Origin of the sequence: Vibrio sp. 10N.247.311.49, from assembly GCF_041467655.1 — a bacterium.
In the GTDB taxonomy this organism is placed as follows: domain Bacteria; phylum Pseudomonadota; class Gammaproteobacteria; order Enterobacterales; family Vibrionaceae; genus Vibrio; species Vibrio crassostreae_C.
The window spans coordinates 26,238-43,068 of sequence record NZ_JBFSVA010000002.1 but is presented as its reverse complement, the minus strand read 5'-3'; the positions used below and the strand labels follow the sequence as shown (position 1 = coordinate 43,068).

The 16,831-nt window shown below is 46.1% G+C and carries 13 protein-coding genes and 2 pseudogenes; all 15 read left to right on the top strand.

All coding sequences use genetic code 11. The features are described 5' to 3' along the window. Nucleotides 1-60 precede the first annotated feature (60 nt). The 15 genes and pseudogenes from AB6E54_RS02980 (at nt 61) to AB6E54_RS02910 (ending at nt 16,817) form a co-directional block, all read left to right on the top strand. Nucleotides 61-1,608 carry an arylsulfatase gene (locus tag AB6E54_RS02980; protein ID WP_017060009.1) on the top strand — a complete coding sequence of 516 codons (1,548 nt, stop codon included), beginning with the start codon at nt 61-63 and terminating at the stop codon, nt 1,606-1,608. Nucleotides 1,609-1,800: 192 nt separating this feature from the next. After that, nucleotides 1,801-4,209, top strand: coding sequence for a tetratricopeptide repeat protein (locus AB6E54_RS02975; protein WP_372105990.1), 2,409 nt, complete (start codon nt 1,801-1,803; stop codon nt 4,207-4,209). A 130-nt stretch (nt 4,210-4,339) separates the two neighbouring features. Then, a complete protein-coding gene (locus AB6E54_RS02970) occupies nt 4,340-5,323 on the top strand; it encodes a MoxR family ATPase (protein WP_017060007.1) in 984 nt (327 codons plus the stop codon). Nucleotides 5,324-5,335: 12 nt separating this feature from the next. Beyond that, nucleotides 5,336-6,298: a DUF58 domain-containing protein gene (locus AB6E54_RS02965; RefSeq protein ID WP_372105992.1), complete on the top strand. Its 963-nt coding sequence runs from the start codon at nt 5,336-5,338 to the stop codon at nt 6,296-6,298. Then, nucleotides 6,299-6,841 (top strand): DUF4381 domain-containing protein, encoded by a 543-nt coding sequence (locus AB6E54_RS02960; protein ID WP_372104284.1) that lies wholly within the window; start codon nt 6,299-6,301, stop codon nt 6,839-6,841. It abuts the gene before it with no gap. Continuing rightward, nucleotides 6,834-7,913 (top strand): VWA domain-containing protein, encoded by a 1,080-nt coding sequence (locus AB6E54_RS02955; protein ID WP_102332862.1) that lies wholly within the window; start codon nt 6,834-6,836, stop codon nt 7,911-7,913. Before AB6E54_RS02960 ends, AB6E54_RS02955 begins: the two co-directional genes overlap by 8 nt. Further along, nucleotides 7,906-9,612, top strand: a complete 1,707-nt coding sequence (locus tag AB6E54_RS02950) for a VWA domain-containing protein (RefSeq protein ID WP_102332861.1) — start codon at nt 7,906-7,908, stop codon at nt 9,610-9,612. The genes AB6E54_RS02955 and AB6E54_RS02950 overlap by 8 nt, the downstream gene beginning before the upstream one ends. Next, a complete protein-coding gene (locus tag AB6E54_RS02945; RefSeq protein ID WP_102332860.1) occupies nt 9,609-11,003 on the top strand; it encodes a BatD family protein in 1,395 nt (464 codons plus the stop codon). The genes AB6E54_RS02950 and AB6E54_RS02945 overlap by 4 nt, the downstream gene beginning before the upstream one ends. Before the next feature lie 78 nt (nt 11,004-11,081). Further along, entirely contained in the window at nt 11,082-11,987 is a 906-nt protein-coding gene (locus AB6E54_RS02940) for a LysR family transcriptional regulator (protein ID WP_102332859.1), read from the top strand. Nucleotides 11,988-12,006: 19 nt separating this feature from the next. Then, a complete protein-coding gene (locus tag AB6E54_RS02935; protein WP_102332858.1) occupies nt 12,007-12,747 on the top strand; it encodes a YegS/Rv2252/BmrU family lipid kinase in 741 nt (246 codons plus the stop codon). Beyond that, nucleotides 12,648-13,607, top strand: a pseudogene (tnpC, locus tag AB6E54_RS02930) (IS66 family transposase); the annotation flags it as partial. The gene AB6E54_RS02935 and the pseudogene tnpC, both read left to right, overlap by 100 nt. Before the next feature lie 377 nt (nt 13,608-13,984). Beyond that, complete coding sequence (locus tag AB6E54_RS02925; RefSeq protein ID WP_017062010.1) at nt 13,985-14,269, top strand: hypothetical protein; 285 nt, start codon at nt 13,985-13,987, stop codon at nt 14,267-14,269. A gap of 44 nt (nt 14,270-14,313) precedes the next feature. Then, nucleotides 14,314-14,436: pseudogene (locus tag AB6E54_RS02920) on the top strand (carboxylesterase family protein); the annotation flags it as partial. Continuing rightward, nucleotides 14,396-15,031: a hypothetical protein gene (locus AB6E54_RS02915; protein WP_017064692.1), complete on the top strand. Its 636-nt coding sequence runs from the start codon at nt 14,396-14,398 to the stop codon at nt 15,029-15,031. The pseudogene AB6E54_RS02920 and the gene AB6E54_RS02915, both read left to right, overlap by 41 nt. A 109-nt stretch (nt 15,032-15,140) precedes the next feature. Beyond that, entirely contained in the window at nt 15,141-16,817 is a 1,677-nt protein-coding gene (locus AB6E54_RS02910) for an amidohydrolase family protein (RefSeq protein ID WP_017062008.1), read from the top strand. The last annotated feature ends 14 nt before the right edge of the window (nt 16,818-16,831 follow it).

The window sequence follows — 16,831 nt, the reverse complement described above, 5'->3', positions numbered from 1 at the left end:
GTGTAAAAAATGGACTATACGTTGTAGGGCAGGATGCAAATAACTTACGAAGAGGTTTCTATGACAGCGAAATATGGCGCTAAACGTCGATTAGCGATTTTGGGTACAGCGATGATGGCCGCGTCCAGCGCCACTTTTGCGGCTGAAAAGCCAAATATATTGGTTATTTGGGGGGACGATATTGGTCAATCCAATGTGAGTGCATACACCTTCGGTCTCATGGGTTACAAAACCCCGAATATTGATAGCATCGCGAAAGAAGGGATGATGTTTACGGACTATTACGCAGAGCAATCTTGTACTGCGGGTCGCTCTACCTTTATCACGGGACAAAGTGTATTACGAACGGGTTTGAGTAAAGTAGGTTTGCCGGGCGCAGACATTGGCTTACAAGCAGAAGACGCGACAATCGCAGAAATGCTGAAACCTATGGGTTACATGACAGGTCAATTTGGTAAAAACCACCTTGGCGATAAAGATGAATTCCTTCCAACAGCACACGGGTTTGACGAATTTTTTGGCAACCTTTACCACCTAAATGCTGAAGAAGAACCAGAGAATGAAGATTACCCAACCGATCCTGAGTTTCGTAAGAAATTTGGCCCTCGTGGTGTCATTAAGTCATTCGCTGATGGCAAGATTGAAGATACCGGTCCACTGACGCGTAAGCGTATGGAAACGGTTGATGAAGAAACACTAGACGCGGCACTTGATTTTATGGATCGCGCAGTGAAAGCGGACAAACCATTCTTCGTGTGGTGGAACGCGACACGTATGCACTTTAGAACGCACGTGAAAGCCGACAGTAAAGGCGTAACCGGTGTCGGTAACTACGCTGATGGTATGGTTGAGCACGATCGACACGTTGGGCAACTATTGAAGCAAGTGGATGAGTTGGGTATCAAAGACAACACGATTGTTTTCTACTCAACGGATAACGGCCCTCACATGAACTCTTGGCCTGATGCGGGTACAACCCCGTTCCGTGGTGAGAAAAACACCAACTGGGAAGGCGCATACCGTGTACCAGCAATGGTTCGTTGGCCTGGTAAGATTGAACCAGGAACCGTATCTAACGAAATCATGCACCATATGGACTGGATGCCAACCTTCGTTGCCGCCGCTGGTGATGACCAAATCAAAGAGAAGCTACTCAAAGGTCATACTGCCGGTGATAAAACGTTTAAGGTTCACTTAGATGGTTACAACTTCCTTCCTTACCTAACGGGTGAAGAAGAGAAAGGCCGTCGTTCGGAGATCTTCTACTTTACCGATGATGGTGATCTAGCGGCGCTTCGTTACAACCAATGGAAAGCGGTGTTCATGGAGCAGCGTGCGACGGGTACCATGCAAATTTGGGCTGAACCGTTCGTGACGTTACGTCTTCCTAAGCTGTTTAACCTGCGTATGGACCCATACGAAAACGCAGACATTACATCGAATACATACTACGATTGGTTGTTAGACCATGCTTATATGTTCGTTCCAGCACAGGCGTATGTCGGCAAGTTCCTAGAAACCTTTGCTGAATACCCGCCACGCCAAAAAGCCGCGAGCTTTAGCTTGGATCAGGTAATGGAAAAACTTCAGGAATCTCATAACAAGTAAGTGATTGTTTGAGTGAAACTGAACAGATTGAAGAGCTCTTAGGAGCTCTTTTTTTATGCGCATACCGATGAGTAAATCCCGGTCGTGAATATGAGTCACAACTATCGAGCTCATTGCCACTAAATAATTGTAAATTCGTTGTTTTTACGTCTACCTTATTAAGCATAAGGATGTATAAAAACAAGGAATGTTATGTCTGCATGGTTGTGCTCACTGGTAAACGGATTGAAACACCAGCGAGTCGCAGTATTATCCGCAATCTTGTCTTCACTGATGTTGTCGCTGTTCAGTCTGAACGCCTATGCCAACGAGCAAGACCCTAATATCAACTCTGATATTTCAAAGGCCAACTCTGTAGCTTCGCACGTTAGCTCTGATGCTTTACCTATCGGCTCTAAAGCCACGTATGTCGGTTCGGAAGCGTGTGTTGATTGTCATAGTGCAGAAGTCGAAGCGTGGGAGGGCTCTCATCATGATATGGCGATGAAGCACGCTACAGACGAATCTGTATTAGGCGATTTCAACGATCAAACATTCACTCATGACGGTAAACCCAACCGATTTTTCCGCAAGGGCGAAGAGTTCTGGGTCAATATTGAAGGGCAAGACGGCCACTTTAAAGATTACAAAATCAGCTATACCTTTGCCTTTGAACCACTACAACAATACATGGTTGAATTTGAAGACGGCCGTGTACAGTTGATTCCTTTCGCTTGGGATTCTCGCACTGAGGGCGAAGGCGGTCAACGCTGGTTTCACCTCTATCCTGATACCACCAACACCGATGAATTCTACTGGACCAATAGCGGTCAAAACTGGAACTTCATGTGTGCTGATTGCCATTCAACGAACCTAGAGAAAAACTACGACAGCGCGAGTAATACCTACAACACTACTTGGTCTGAGATTAATGTCGGTTGTGAAGCGTGTCATGGCCCTGCGAGTGAGCACGTTGAAAAGGCTCAGCTAGCAAAAGCTAACGGTGGAAAGGATGCTCCAGTCTCGGCGCATTATAGTTTTGACCGCGACTTGTCGAAGTCGGTCAAAGAGTGGATCTATCAAGAGGGTAATTCAACCCTGCAACCAAAAGACATCATCCATACCAATCAAGTTCAAACCTGTGCTCAATGCCACAGCCGTCGTACTCAGTTAAATGAAACGGGTGATCACGTTAACGGGTCTTTCTTTGATAAGTATCGCTTGAGCTTGATTACCCCAGAGCTTTACCACAACGATGGTCAAATCTACGATGAAGATTACGTTTACGGATCTTTCCTTCAATCCGTGATGGCTGAAAAAGGCGTCACATGTACTAACTGCCACGATCCTCATACCGCTAAACTAAAAATTGCGGAAGAAGCCGTGTGTAGCCAATGTCATATTGCATCAGAATACACGCCTGAAAAGCACACATTCCACGAAGCGAATACTGAAGCTTCACAATGCACGACTTGTCACATGCCAGAGACGACTTACATGGAGGTCGACCCAAGACGTGACCACAGTTGGCATATCCCACGCCCTGATATTAGCCAACACATCAAGACGCCGAACGTGTGTACTAGCTGTCATGAAGATCAAACCGACCAGTGGGCAGATAAGCAAATCGGTGAGTGGTTCCCAGATTCTAAGTATCGTAATCAGCAGCACTTTGCCGTTGCCTTTTATGCTGACTCGATAGGGCACAGAGGTGCAGAGGATGCGTTGGCATACTCGGCTCAGGACTCTAGCTTAAGCAATATCATTCGTGCATCGAGCTTAGAACGTTTGGGCGGTAATACGGGTAAGAATACGCTTATTTCGCTGGCAAGAGCGGTGAAACATGATGATGAAATGATCCGTTTGGGTGTGGTACAAGGCTCGTCTGGTTTCCCATTCACTGACCGTTGGCAAATTCTAGAGCCGCTACTGAAAGACCCTGTATTGTCGATTCGTTCAGAAACCGCAGGCGCATTAGTGCGTTATTGGGGAGAAATGAACCCTCTGCAGAAAGACCAAATCAAGCCTGCATTAGAAGAGTACATTGAAATACAGCAATTTAATGCCGACAGAGGATTTGGACGTACTAACCTAGGCAACGTTTACCGAGATTTAGGCCAGCACGACAAAGCGATTGAGTTTTATCTAGGCGCTATCGAGATTGAGCCTTATTTCGAAAACAGCTACGCCAATTTAGCGGATTTGTATCGAGCGCAAGGTAACGAGGCAAAAGCGTTGTCGACCTTGAAGCAAGGTATTGAAGCTCAGCCTAAATCGAGTGTTTTGCCATACAGCACAGGATTGTCTCTGCTTCGTGTGAAAGATTACGAACAAGCAACGCACTACCTTAAACAAGCCGCTGAAACTGCGCAAACCGACCCACAATATTGGTATGTGTACGGATTGGCTTTGGAGAAATCTGATGTGCTTGCGGCAAGTCAATCACTGCACAAGGCTTACCAATTTAGCCGCAACCCACAGCACCTGTATGCTCAGTGTGAAGTGTTGGCGCGAAACAGCCATATACCGGGCGTACCAAAGGCGTTTGAGCAATGTATTTCATCATTGAGCAAAGTGGCACCGCCGGAAGCCATTAACCAATTGAAAGCTAGGTTTAAATAAAGCGATGAGGTGAGCTTGGCTATCGAGCTTGCTGCTTATTCCGCTTGTAACCAATTATCGCGTTTATAACTAATAGTTATGGAGCTTGTGAGTAGGATGTACGCAGCCAGATTGAATTAAGGGAAGACCTATGAACCATGCGCAACAAGCAATTAACCAACTGATTGAACAAACAGAGAAAAGTGTTATCGGTCAGAGCCACGTCGTTCGGGCTCTGGTGATAGGGTTATTGACTAATGGGCATGTGCTTTTAGAGGGACTTCCCGGTACAGCGAAAACTCGTTCAGTGAAATCACTGGCGAACCTACTGAACACCAGTTTTGGTCGAATTCAGTTTACGCCTGACCTGCTGCCATCAGATGTAACCGGTACAGAAGTGTATCAAGAGCTAGATGGAAAGCCTCAGTTGCACTTTCAACCGGGCCCTATTTTCAACAGTATTGTTTTAGCCGATGAAGTGAACCGTGCTCCTGCAAAGGTACAAGCGGCTCTGCTTGAAGCTATGGCGGAAGGAACGATTACGGTGGGTGGTCAAACTCATATCCTACCTGATCTATTCATGGTGCTCGCTACGCAAAACCCAGTAGAGCAAGAAGGTACGTATCCACTGCCTGAAGCACAGATGGACCGTTTCATTATGAAAGTCACGGTCGACTATCCAGAAGATGAAGCTGAACGCGACATCATTCGACTTGTGCGCAGTGAGGAACTCGGTAGCGAGACGAGTTCGGAATTAGTCACTCCACAGCATATTGAACCTGAATTAGTGCTTGAAGCGCGCCGCCAACTTCCAGACATTGCCGTTTCCGATTTAGTAGAGAACTACATTGTGGCCTTGGTGATGGCAACTCGTAAGCCAGAGCGTTACCCAGAATCAAACTTGTCTAAATGGATTGAGATTGGTTCAAGTCCGCGTGCTTCCATCGCGTTGGATAAATGTGCTCGCGCTTATGCATGGTTGCAAGGACGTGACCATGTCACGTTGGACGATGTGCGTGCCATGTTACCAACCGTATTAGGTCACCGATTCTCGTTGTCTTACGACGCATTGGCCGATGGTGTTGACCATCAAAGAGTGGTTGAAGAACTGCTCGATAATGTTGAGATTGGATAACTAGGGGGCGTCATGGCGAAGCCAACACAAGCTCCCAAATCGCAAGGCCTTGATCCACGACTGTATTGTGATTATTCAAGGTTAGTGCGAATTCAGGCTCAAGCTGAGTCGTTTTCACTGTTACCTCATTTAAAAGCGGGCAGCGTACTTTCGGGCAGACATAACTCTTTGTTCCGTGGTCGTGGTTTGAACTTCGAAGAATTACGTCATTACCAATTGGGTGATGATATCCGTAATCTCGATTGGAAAGTTACGATGCGAACGGGTAAGCCTCATGTTCGTAGCTATACCGAAGAGAAAGACCGTAATGTGATGATCTGTGTCGATCAGCGCAGTTCGATGTTCTTTGCGTCTCAAAACAGCATGAAATCTGTTGTGGCTGCCGAAGTGGCGGCATTGTGTGGATGGCGAGTGCTGAAAGATGGTGATCGTGTCGGCTTCGTTTTGGCCTCGCACCAAAAACTGTTTCATACCAAAGCTCAACGTTCTCAATCTGATTTGTTGGCTCAGTTAAAACATCTTACCAAGGCTAATCAAAGCTTAGGTGTCAGTGTGAGCGATAGCGAAGGTGTTGGATTTAGCCAGTGGATTGAACTGATAAAACGAATGAGATTAAAGCAATCGACCTTAATCTTTATTAGTGATTGGCGAGATTGCCAAGAGCAACATCTTGACCGACTAAAGCAACTGCAACAACACAACGATATCTTGGCCATTATGGTCACCGATTCATTAGAACAGTCATTGCCTCAAGATCTTGCAAGCGCAAACTGGGTGGTGGGTGATGGTCGCTTTCAACTTAATCTGGATAGCCAATCTAAGGTTAACCTCGCAAGTGAAAGCCTTGCCCAAAAAGCGGCACTTCAGAAACTGTCCCTTGCTAAATTGATGGCGATGAAAAACCTCCCTTATATAGAATTAGACACGTCGGGCAATCACATATCACAGCTGCAGAAACTAGTGGGAGGGCGCTAAATGGCTGTTGAACATACTCCCCCAAGTACCTATATCCTCCGCGAACTGCACGATGTAGCGATTCCTGACAGTGTGAGCTGGGCTCCTCAAACGATCGGCTGGAAGATCCTTGGCGTTATTCTGTTATTGGTCGCTATCTATCTGGCTTATCGCTTGGCGTTAAGGTGGTGGAATAACCGTTATCGCAAAGAAGCGCTTCAAGAACTCATGGTACTGGATGCAAGAGACAAGAACTCAACCGAACGAACCTTTAAAGTCCTCAAAGTGGTGCTTCGTTACCTAGACAGCAGTAATGCCAAGTTGTTTGGCCAAGCTTATGTGAACCGTTTGAACGCTTATCTGCCTGTTAGCACCAACACGAGTGAAAACAGCAATGCGTTCTTTGCCGATGAAGTTTCGGAATTATGGATGCAAAGCCTAATTGACTCTAATGTGCGTTTGAGCTTTGAACAGCGTTTAGAGGTAATTCAAACCGCGATGATGTGGCTAAAACTTCACAAGCCGAATGTACAGGTAACGGTTGAGGGGCAAGACAATGTTTGATGTTTTATCTGCCAGTTTTGAATTTGCGCATCCGCTGTGGTTTATTGCGCTGCCTTTACCGTTGTTGGTCTACTTTGCGGTGCCAGCTTATCGAACTAAGCAAATGGCGATTAAGGTGCCATTTTTTCGAGAATTGGTAGAAGCGATTGGGGAAGCACCGTCAGAAGGTGCAAGCCAGTTAACTCCAAGCTGGTGGCAACGAACCACGCTCATTATTACTTGGGTATTGGTCGTGTGTGCGTTAGCGAAACCAACCATTCTTGGTGAGCCACAGGTTCGCGAACAATTGGGTCGTGATGTGATGGTGGTGGTCGATTTGTCTGGCTCAATGGCGGAGCAAGATTTCACTTCTAAACAAGGCGATAAAATCTCTCGTTTAGATGCGACCAAAGAGGTGTTAGCCGATTTTGCGAAAACCAGAAAAGGAGACCGACTCGGTTTGATCTTGTTTGGTGATGCAGCGTTTGTACAAACGCCATTTACCGCGGACCAAGATGTATGGCTTGAACTGCTTAATCAAACCGATGTCGCGATGGCAGGGCAAAGTACGCACTTGGGCGATGCAATTGGCTTGGCGATCAAGGTGTTTGAACAAAGTGAAAAGCAAAGTGCTGCCGTTCAAGATTCAAACGTCGACACCAACGAAAAAGAGAAAGTCGTGATCGTATTAACAGACGGTAATGATACAGGAAGTTTTGTTGAGCCTATCGATGCCGCAAAAGTCGCCAAGGCTAAAGGCGTTCGAATTCACGTTATTGCGATGGGCGATCCGCAAACCGTTGGAGAGGTTGCTCTGGATATGGAAACCATCAAGCGTGTCGCTCAAGAGTCAGGTGGCGAAGCCTTTGAAGCACTTAACCGCGACGAACTGACCAAAGCCTATGCTCAGATTGGTGAGCTTGAACCTCAGTTATATGAAAGTACCACTTATCGCCCTAAACAGGGGCTGCACCACTATTTGATGGCGATTGTTGTAGTGATGTATTTGACCGCATTCAGCTTAGCAACGATACGCCGAAGATCGCTGCTCGCTTCTTCTGTTAAGAATTTGAAAGGAGAGAGTGATGCCTGATTCTCTCACGATACAACAGTTTTTTACCCAGTTTCATTTTATCCGACCTTTGTGGTTGTTGGCCTTTATTCCGATGTTCTTCCTGTTATGGGTTCGTTGGAGAGAAGAGACCAAACCAACGTGGAAAGACATTTTACCTACACATTTACGTGATGCATTGACGATTGGCGAAACAGGCTGGCGCAAGCAACTGCCGTTGAAGCTATTGGTGGTGATTGTGACTATCGCCATCATTATCTGTTCTGGCCCAACATGGCAGCGTGAGGCTTCGCCTTTTGGTGAAGACAAAGCGTCGATGTTGGTTGTGCTTGATAATAGTGAATCTATGCTTGCTAAAGATTTGCCTCCAAGTCGCTTGGAACGATCTAAGCAGAAAATTAGAGACTTATTGGCAGCTCGCAAAGGCGGTAATACGGGCTTAGTGGTTTATGCAGGCAGCGCACACGTGGCGATGCCCATCACGCAAGACAGCAAGGTGTTTGAACCGTTTCTAGCGGCTATCACACCCGATATCATGCCTGTTTCAGGTAAGTCAGCAGAGGAAGCACTGCCACTGATTAATCAGCAACTGTCTGGTGAGTTAGGCTCTTCTGTACTGTTGGTATCAGATGGTGTAAACCCAAGCACCATTAGGGCGTACGAGAGTTTCTTTAACGACAATCCGTATCAGTTGCTCATTCTCGCCGCAGGAAACAGTAATGTGGTGAGCGATAACCCTGTCGACCTAGATTCACTGCGTAACTTAGCGAGTAAGACGGGTGGACGAGTGATTGAAGTGACCGTTGATGATTCGGATATCCAACAACTGAACAGAGCGGTTGAAAGAAACATGCAGCTCAACGGCGAATCTTCAATGCCTTGGAAAGACATGGGCTATGGACTGCTTATTCCAATGGCTTTCATTATGTTGCTATGGTTCAGAAAAGGGTGGTTGGTGCAGTGGTGTGTCGTTGGTTTGATGATCACAAGCAGCATGTATTCACCAGACACTTTGGCGAAAACAGTCAACTTAACCGCTGAGAAACCAGTTGTGGTGGAGTCGGTTACTACTTGGGACAAAACAGCTCAATGGTGGTGGGACTTATGGTTAACGCCCGATCAGCAAGGTCAACGCCTGTTGAATCAGAAAGAATATCTTCAAGCTGCCAAACATTTTACTGACCCAATGCGAAAGGGCGCGGCTTATTACTATGCTCGTGATTTTAAGCTCGCTCACAGTGCGTTTTTGCAAACCAAAACTGACCTTGGTTTGTACAATGCAGCGAGTGCGTTAGCTAGGCAGCGTGAATACCTTGCCGCACGAGACCTCTTGAAATCATTAAGTGAGAAAGAGGATCTGTCACCAGAACTAAGAACGGATGTGGAGAACAATCTTGCTGTGCTTAGTGGAATTGTCGAAGAGGTAAACCGAACCAGTGAAAGCCAGTCTGGAACCACAGATGGCCCTGAAGAATCTTTAGAACTCGAAGACGATCAGCCGCGAACGGGTGATGGCGCTGAAGAAGAAACGGTAGCGGAATTGATGCTTAAGGAAACACTTAACGCGAATGAGATTTTGGGCAGCCAAGAGCTTGCCGACAAGTGGTTAAAGCGAGTAGAAGCCGATCCTAAGTTCTTCTTGAAATCCAAATTCCAAATTCAGTTAAGAGATCCTGCGCCTTCCATCGAACAAGCGTCAAAACAGGAGCAAACGCAATGAGTCGATATGATTTAGCTCTTGAATCGATTCAAGTAAAGGTAGGGCGCTCAGAGTCCTTTAAACTAACCAAGACCTTGCTTGTGTCGATGGTTCTATTGATTAGCACTGTTTTCCCTACTTTTGTTTCTGCTGCAGATATCTTCGATCTGCAAAAAAGTGGTGACGTTGAGCTTATCGCTTGGGTAGGGGAAAAGCCAAAGTCAGGCGATAAGATAACGCCGGGCAAAGTCAGCGTAAATGAGCAGGTCATTCTGAACATTGAGGTGGCGACACCGCGCTGGTTAACGGGCGGCACTCGAATCGGCAGTATCGAAATCCCTAACGTTATCGCTAAGCAGCGTAACCAACTCGCGACGAACTACACAGAAAGAGTCGGTGGTACTACATGGTCACGTCAGCGTTGGGAAGTGACGCTTTATCCGATGACTTCCGGTGAGTTTGTTATTCCAACCGTACCGGTTCGTATCCAAGTTTCTGCTCCTGATGGTTCAAACGTGGGCGGTACGCTTTACACGCAGCCGATTAAGTTTGAAGCTTCGTTGCCTTCAGGTTTACTCGATAATGAAACGCCTTGGTTTTCTGCGACAGAAGTAGATATAGAGCAACAATGGCAACGCTCAAGTGAAGAGCTAAAAGTTGGCGATGCTATTACTCGAACTATCACGATTAAGGCAAAAGACAGCTTTTCTGTGTTGCTGCCAGATGTGCTAACCAATAAGTCCACTAAGCATTTCCAAGCTTACCCACAGCCCAACCGTTTGGATGACACTCAAGAACGTGGTGATTATCGCTCAAGCCGAGTTGAACAGACTGTATATGTGATTCAGCAGGGTGGTGAGTTTACGCTGCCAGAGTTTTCATTTCAGTGGTGGGACAGCAAAAATCAACGCCTTGAAAACGTGGTGATAAAAGGCGAAGTGTTTGAAGCCAAACACACAGTCCAATCTTTCATCAAAGCCTACATGTCGGTGTTTATTAGTGTTGGTTTGGTGTTGTTAGTCTGCATTGCGTTGATTGTTTCGGTTAAGCGTTACTACGCAAACCGCCCAACACCGAGTTGGCTGGTACTACGTCGTTTAGTTAAGCAAGGTAATTGGGCTGCATTAAGAACCTTTATCTACCGTCAATTGCGAAACCAAACCTCTCAGTTAGAACTGAATAAAGTGCAACTGGATAAAGCGCAACATGGTAAATCAAATGGACAAAAGCGTTGGCTAGAAGATAGCAAAGCCCTTCAACAAGGATGTGAAGATAAAAACGTATTCACTCGTTTATGGAAAGGGTTACGTAACTTGCCCAGTGACACATCAAACTCAAGCAATTCTCGTTCAATTGCTGCTCGCTTGAAAATCCCTAAAGCCTTGCCAGACTTAAAAGATAGAACTAAGTAGCAAACTTTAGTCATTCGCATCGAACATAATCGACAGGTTCTCTACTATGGAGAACCTGTTTCTTTAATATGGAACTGTATGAAAAGTACCGAACTAAATCTAATTCCTATATTTGTCGCTATTTATGAAGAGCAGAACTTATCTAGAGCTGCTAATCGCATGGATATAAGCCAACCAGCAGTGAGTAAAGCACTTGCAAGGTTGAGAGATATCTATGATGAGCCACTGTTTCATCGCACCACATCAGGCGTAGAGCCAACCACATTCGCTATTGATATCTATCCTGCAATGGCCGCTGCACTTAAAAACTTTACTTCTACCTTATCCGCATCAAGAGACTTCGATCCTAAAACCTCAGGCCGCGTGTTTTCCATTGCCTGCGTCTCGGCGGCGAGCTACGAAATGATGCCAAAAGTCATCCGGTTAATCAGCCAAGTCGCACCAGGTATCGCGTTAGAGGTTCATCCTCTGTTTACCGAAGACTATGAGTCTGATTTAAGGCTGCAAAGACACGACGTGATTGTTGATATGACGCCTAAAGGAAGAACCATGCTTAAGCACGAGGTGATTTCTACAGAAGAGCTGGTCGTGGTGTGTAGTAGTGATCATCCTACGGTTGGCGATACCATCGATATGGAACAGTTCTTAGCACTCGAGCATGTGGTGGTCTCTAGGTGGCATGCGCGCAAAAGCTTATTAAGCTCTGAGCACTATAGTGACCTTGAGAAACGTAGAATCGTGTATCGCGCAGCGGGCGTTGTAGAGATGCTTCCTGTTATCGAAGGCTCTGAGTACATCGGAGTAATGCCTATTTCATCAGTGCGTTGTTTTGCTGAAAAGTACGCGGTAAAAACACTACCATTACCCTTCGAGTTGGAAGACCTCGATATGTGTATGATTTGGCATCCAAGCCGTACTAATGAACCAAGCCATAAGTGGTTACGAGCTAAGATCAAAGCGGCAGCAAAAGAGTTATCAAGTTAGCCTATACAAGGACATAGCCATGGACAGCATTCGCGTGATTTTAAACGGAAAGAAAGCCAATATCCCGGAATTAAGGCAAGCCACCTTTGCGGCGAGGGACAATGATATTGACCTGCAAGTTAGAGTGACTTGGGAATCGTCGGACATGTTTCGTTTGGTAAGCGAGGCAATATGCGATGGTGTTAAGCGTCTGATTGTTGTCGGTGGCGATGGAACGGTGAATGAAGCCGTTAACGCGCTCAACCTGTTCCGTGCCAGTGAAAGACCACAACTGGCGCTTGTCCCAATGGGCACTGCGAATGATTTTGCTACCGCAACGGGAATACCTAACGATATTTCGGGTGCTTTTGAACTGGCGCTGGAAGGCAAGGCGTTTGCGGTGGATAGCGTGCGTGCGAATGACCGCTATTTTATGAATGTCGCTGCGGCGGGTTTTGGTGCTGAAGTCACAGCTGAAACGCCAGTCGAGCTTAAAGATTTTCTCGGTGGCGGTGCGTATACACTAACAGGTGTGGTGAAAGCACTTGGCTTTAAACCCTACAGTGGCACGTTGCCCATAGACAAAGGCAGCTTTACCGGCGAGATCCTTGTGGGTGCTTTTTGTAATGGTCGCTTAGCGGGTGGAGGACAAGAGTTAGCACCCAATGCATTGATTGATGATCGCTGTTTACCCAGTCGGGTATCGAGCTATCACGCGCCACCATGGCAAGGTGGGTTATCCAAGTCAGTGAGAAGTTCGCCCCGCTGTATGCGGCCTTGAAGGAGAACCTACTTCAACAAGTGGTGGTTCAGGCGGATGAAACGCCGCTCAATGTGCTCAAAGAAGAGAAGCAGTGTTATATGTGGCTTTACTGCTCAGGCGCTGACTCGCCCGAAGCGGCACTGCCGAATGTGAAAAAATCGCCTTGTACGACTATCAAAACAGTCGCGCGAGGGTGTGCCCCGTGGACTTTTTAGGTGACTACAACGGTTATCTACAAACCGATGGCTACACGGCTTATCATGGTCTGCATCACGTCACTAATGTGGGGTGCTTAACGCAAGTTCATGGACGCGAAGAAGCTTCAAGGGGAAGGTAAATCGGGCAAGGCTGATAAGGTGCTGGCTAAACCCCAAAAGCTCTACGGGATAGAATCACGCTTAAAAGGTGCGCCTGCCGAAGAACGCAAAGCAGAGCGTTAAGCGTATGCCAAGCCGATACTGGATGAGCTTTACCAATGGATGACAACCCAGAAGGTGATAGGCTCTAGCCCACTAGGCAAAGCAATAAAGTACTAGCTCGGGCAATGGCCTAAACTCATTCGTTATATCGACGATGGTCACTTATCTATCGATAATAATCGCGCTGAACGCGCAATTAAACCGCTGGTTATTGGCAGGAAAAATTGGCTGTTCTCCAACACACCAAACGGTGCTGATGCGAGCGCGATGCTTTACAGCATCATCGAGACCGCGAAAGCCAACGGTCTTATCCTCTAAGACTACATGGTCAAGTGCATGAAAGAGCTGGCGAAAGCAGAGCCTGATATCGACGCACTTCTACCTTGGACCTCTTCGGGTCAAGTCAAAACAGACCTCAACAATATTGGCTTTGGCCTCGAAACTTACGTTTGGTGCTAACTATGCCATCGGACTCTAATAACATATTTGGGTTCTTTGATGAGTTTGAAGCTTCAGAAGGAGAGTCACAGCAACCCCCTATAGAGCTGTTTCAAGAACCCGTTGAAATTTTATCAACCCTAGATAGTCAGCCAAATAAGGTACAACAAGAAGTCTTTGTGATAAATAAAAAGCGACATCCACTCACGGTAGTGAATATATGTAGGGTCACGTCCTGCATAAGCGATTTATTCAAATTTAAAGAGTGAATTAATATCGCACCATAAAGAAAAAATACTTCAAATACTCCAGAAATGAGCATGGCTGAGCATAGGGATTCTCAGGTTTGATGATACCAATATCAGGTCAGATGGCCGAACACATTTATGGGTACAACCATGAATTTAACGCATCGCTCACTCATGGTTATCGCTATCACTGTTGCTCTTTCTGCGTGGGGTAGTGATGAAACCAGCTCACGTCCTATTAAGCCAGAACCGCTTCAGACATTACCAACAGAGCAGGTTTCAGTATCCATCGGGGACGCGACTCTTTTCGCAAATAGAGAGTCTGTTGTGATCAATACCTTAGCAGGTGACGAGCAACGCGTATCCATTGAAGCGTTTAAAGGAATCACTTACGCCGATCAACAACGTTTTCAGCACAGTCACTCCGTCAATTAGAAGACAATGCTGATAGCGCTATAGATGCGACACAATTTGGCGTCGTGTGCCCACAGCTTAAAATAACCCAGCAAGAGCAATCTGAAGATTGCTTGAATCTTAATATTTGGCGTCCTTCGGAGATCAATGGTTCAGAGTCATTACCCGTGTATGTCTTTATTCATGGTGGGGACTTTGAATATGGCGCAGGTTCTGATACCGACATTAACGGTGATACCGTCGTGGCTAAAAGATACCATTCGATATACGGGTGGCGTTGGCGCTGGAAAGGCGAACCTCGATATTTTCAAAGAGTTCAGTATAGGTGCGTCGTACAACAAAACGATTCAATTCGGCACAAAAAACTCGGGAGTCGCTGCGCTTCAGCAGCTCCAGTTTCGAGTGGCAAACACACCATTGATGCTGGGTGTGAAACAGATTATTGGCCAGAGCTCGGTAGAGTTTGAGACCAGTAATGAAGATGTGAATAACGCTATCAATGGCGTTATTCAATATTTTATGGGCGAAAGCTCGGTGACCTCTGGGCTGGGTGTTGTCGCGGAATACGATAATGCGATTGATAATCGTTGGACCGTTTCTGCGTTTTATGGCCTGGGTAAAGCGACAGTAGAGGGCAGTCTGTCAGACGATGAAAGTGTCGATGCGTATGGTGCTGGATTTCGCTATCAGATAGCTTGCCGATATGGGTTACACATGGGGGTAGACCTCGCTTTTAGTGACGTTGACAGCGCGTTTTATATAACGGTTGGCAGTGGATTCTAATGATGGAAAGGTGGGTGTTAGTCAATCGATTGATTTTTCTACATGCAGCATAGTTTTCATAGCAATCATGAACTAGTATTTTTTTACAACAAACATAACAGGTATCAATATGAAAAATTACGACCCAAATGAATTGGACGCTACGCAAGTATTACTTGATGGTGTCGATACAGATAAACGTTCGACTTTGACTAAGTTAGCGGTTGGGGCTGCGGCACTGCCTTTTGCCTCTGTTTTACATGCAGCCCCTGAAAAACTGGTTGGCCAAAACATCAAACTGATGCCTAACGAGAAAGGGCCATTTGATATCGTTATCGAAAATGGCCGTGTTGTTGATCCTGAAACTGGACTCGACGCAATTCGTCACGTCGGTATTAAAGGTAAGCGTATTGCTGCAATCTCAGACAAAAAGCTGCAAGGCAAAACAATCATCGATGCTGAAGGTCTCGTGGTTGCACCTGGCTTTATCGATATGCACGCTCACGGACAACAACTTCCTGCTGCCCGTGCTCAAGCATTCGATGGCGTAACCACCGCTCTTGAGATGGAATCTGGTCTATTCCCAATCGGAACGTACTACGATATTACTGCTGCTGAAGGTCGCCCGATTAATTACGGCGCTTCTGTAGCATGGACTTACGCTCGTATTCAAGCAAAAGAACCTACGATGCCTGCTCCTGATGGTACGATTGTTTGGTTCCAGAAAGCTTTTTCTAAAAACAATTGGCAAAATACCCTAGCAACCCCAGATGAATTAAAACAAATTCTGGGCTCGGTTGAGCAAGGTCTTAAAGAGGGGGGCTTAGGCATTGGTATTAACGCGGGTTACGCACCAGGTTATGGCCACAAAGAGTACTATGATCTTGCTAAACTAGCAAAACGCTATGAAGTACCAACCTACACTCACGTTCGTTACCTAAACAGCGCAGAGCCACAATCAAGCTTTGAAGCATACCAAGAACTCATTAGCCTGTCGGCGACAACGGGTGCACACATGCACATTTGTCACCTCAACAGCACGTCAGTACAAGATATCGAAGATTGTGCCGATTTAGTTCAATCCGCCATTGATCAAGGTTTAGCCGTTACTACTGAAGCTTATCCTTATGGTGCTGGCTCTTCCGTTATTGGCGCAGAAGTTTTCCGTGGTGACGATTGGTTACAACGTTGGGGTGTACCAAGCGCTAGCTACATGGAAGCGAATGGTAAAGCACTAAACCAAGAAAAAGTCACTGAACTACAAGCATCAGCGCCCGGTACCGTGGTTGTCATGCACTTCTTAAAACCCGATGAGAACAAAGAAGATCGCGCTAAAATGGACCGTTCAGTATTATTCCCAGGTGCAGCTATCGCTTCAGATGCAATGCCTTGGATGGATGATAAAGGCGTATTAATTGAAGGTGATGTATGGCCACTTCCAAGCAACGCAATAGCTCACCCTCGCTCACTTGCTTGTTTCTCTCGTTTTATTGAAAAATATGTCGAGGAATACAAAGCGGTAACACTAGTAGAAGCGATGGAAAGAACTAGCTTAAACGCATGTCGTATTCTTGAGGATGCTGTTCCACAAATGGCAAATAAAGGTCGTATTCAAGTAGGTAAAGATGCTGATTTAGCTATTTTCAAACTTGATGAAGTAAAAGCCGTTGCAACATTTGATAAACCAAATGCCCTTTCTACAGGCATGAAATACGTACTTGTAAACGGGACACCTATCATTGAAGCTGGTGAAATGTTGTTAGATTCAAACCCAGGTGAAGCGGTTCGCAACAAAGTTACTGGCTAAGTTATCCTGACTTA

Bases quoted from the DNA above. Each gene is read 5' to 3' on its own strand.
- AB6E54_RS02950 (WP_102332861.1), top strand. From the start codon at position 7,906: ATGCCTGATTCTCTCACGATACAACAGTTTTTTACCCAGTTTCATTTT.
- AB6E54_RS02940 (WP_102332859.1), top strand. From the start codon at position 11,082: ATGAAAAGTACCGAACTAAATCTAATTCCTATATTTGTCGCTATTTAT.
- AB6E54_RS02925 (WP_017062010.1), top strand. From the start codon at position 13,985: ATGAATTTAACGCATCGCTCACTCATGGTTATCGCTATCACTGTTGCT.
- AB6E54_RS02965 (WP_372105992.1), top strand. From the start codon at position 5,336: ATGGCGAAGCCAACACAAGCTCCCAAATCGCAAGGCCTTGATCCACGA.
- AB6E54_RS02980 (WP_017060009.1), top strand. From the start codon at position 61: ATGACAGCGAAATATGGCGCTAAACGTCGATTAGCGATTTTGGGTACA.
- AB6E54_RS02915 (WP_017064692.1), top strand. From the start codon at position 14,396: ATGGTTCAGAGTCATTACCCGTGTATGTCTTTATTCATGGTGGGGACT.
- AB6E54_RS02975 (WP_372105990.1), top strand. From the start codon at position 1,801: ATGTCTGCATGGTTGTGCTCACTGGTAAACGGATTGAAACACCAGCGA.
- AB6E54_RS02960 (WP_372104284.1), top strand. From the start codon at position 6,299: ATGGCTGTTGAACATACTCCCCCAAGTACCTATATCCTCCGCGAACTG.
- AB6E54_RS02945 (WP_102332860.1), top strand. From the start codon at position 9,609: ATGAGTCGATATGATTTAGCTCTTGAATCGATTCAAGTAAAGGTAGGG.
- AB6E54_RS02970 (WP_017060007.1), top strand. From the start codon at position 4,340: ATGAACCATGCGCAACAAGCAATTAACCAACTGATTGAACAAACAGAG.
- AB6E54_RS02955 (WP_102332862.1), top strand. From the start codon at position 6,834: ATGTTTGATGTTTTATCTGCCAGTTTTGAATTTGCGCATCCGCTGTGG.
- AB6E54_RS02935 (WP_102332858.1), top strand. From the start codon at position 12,007: ATGGACAGCATTCGCGTGATTTTAAACGGAAAGAAAGCCAATATCCCG.
- AB6E54_RS02910 (WP_017062008.1), top strand. From the start codon at position 15,141: ATGAAAAATTACGACCCAAATGAATTGGACGCTACGCAAGTATTACTT.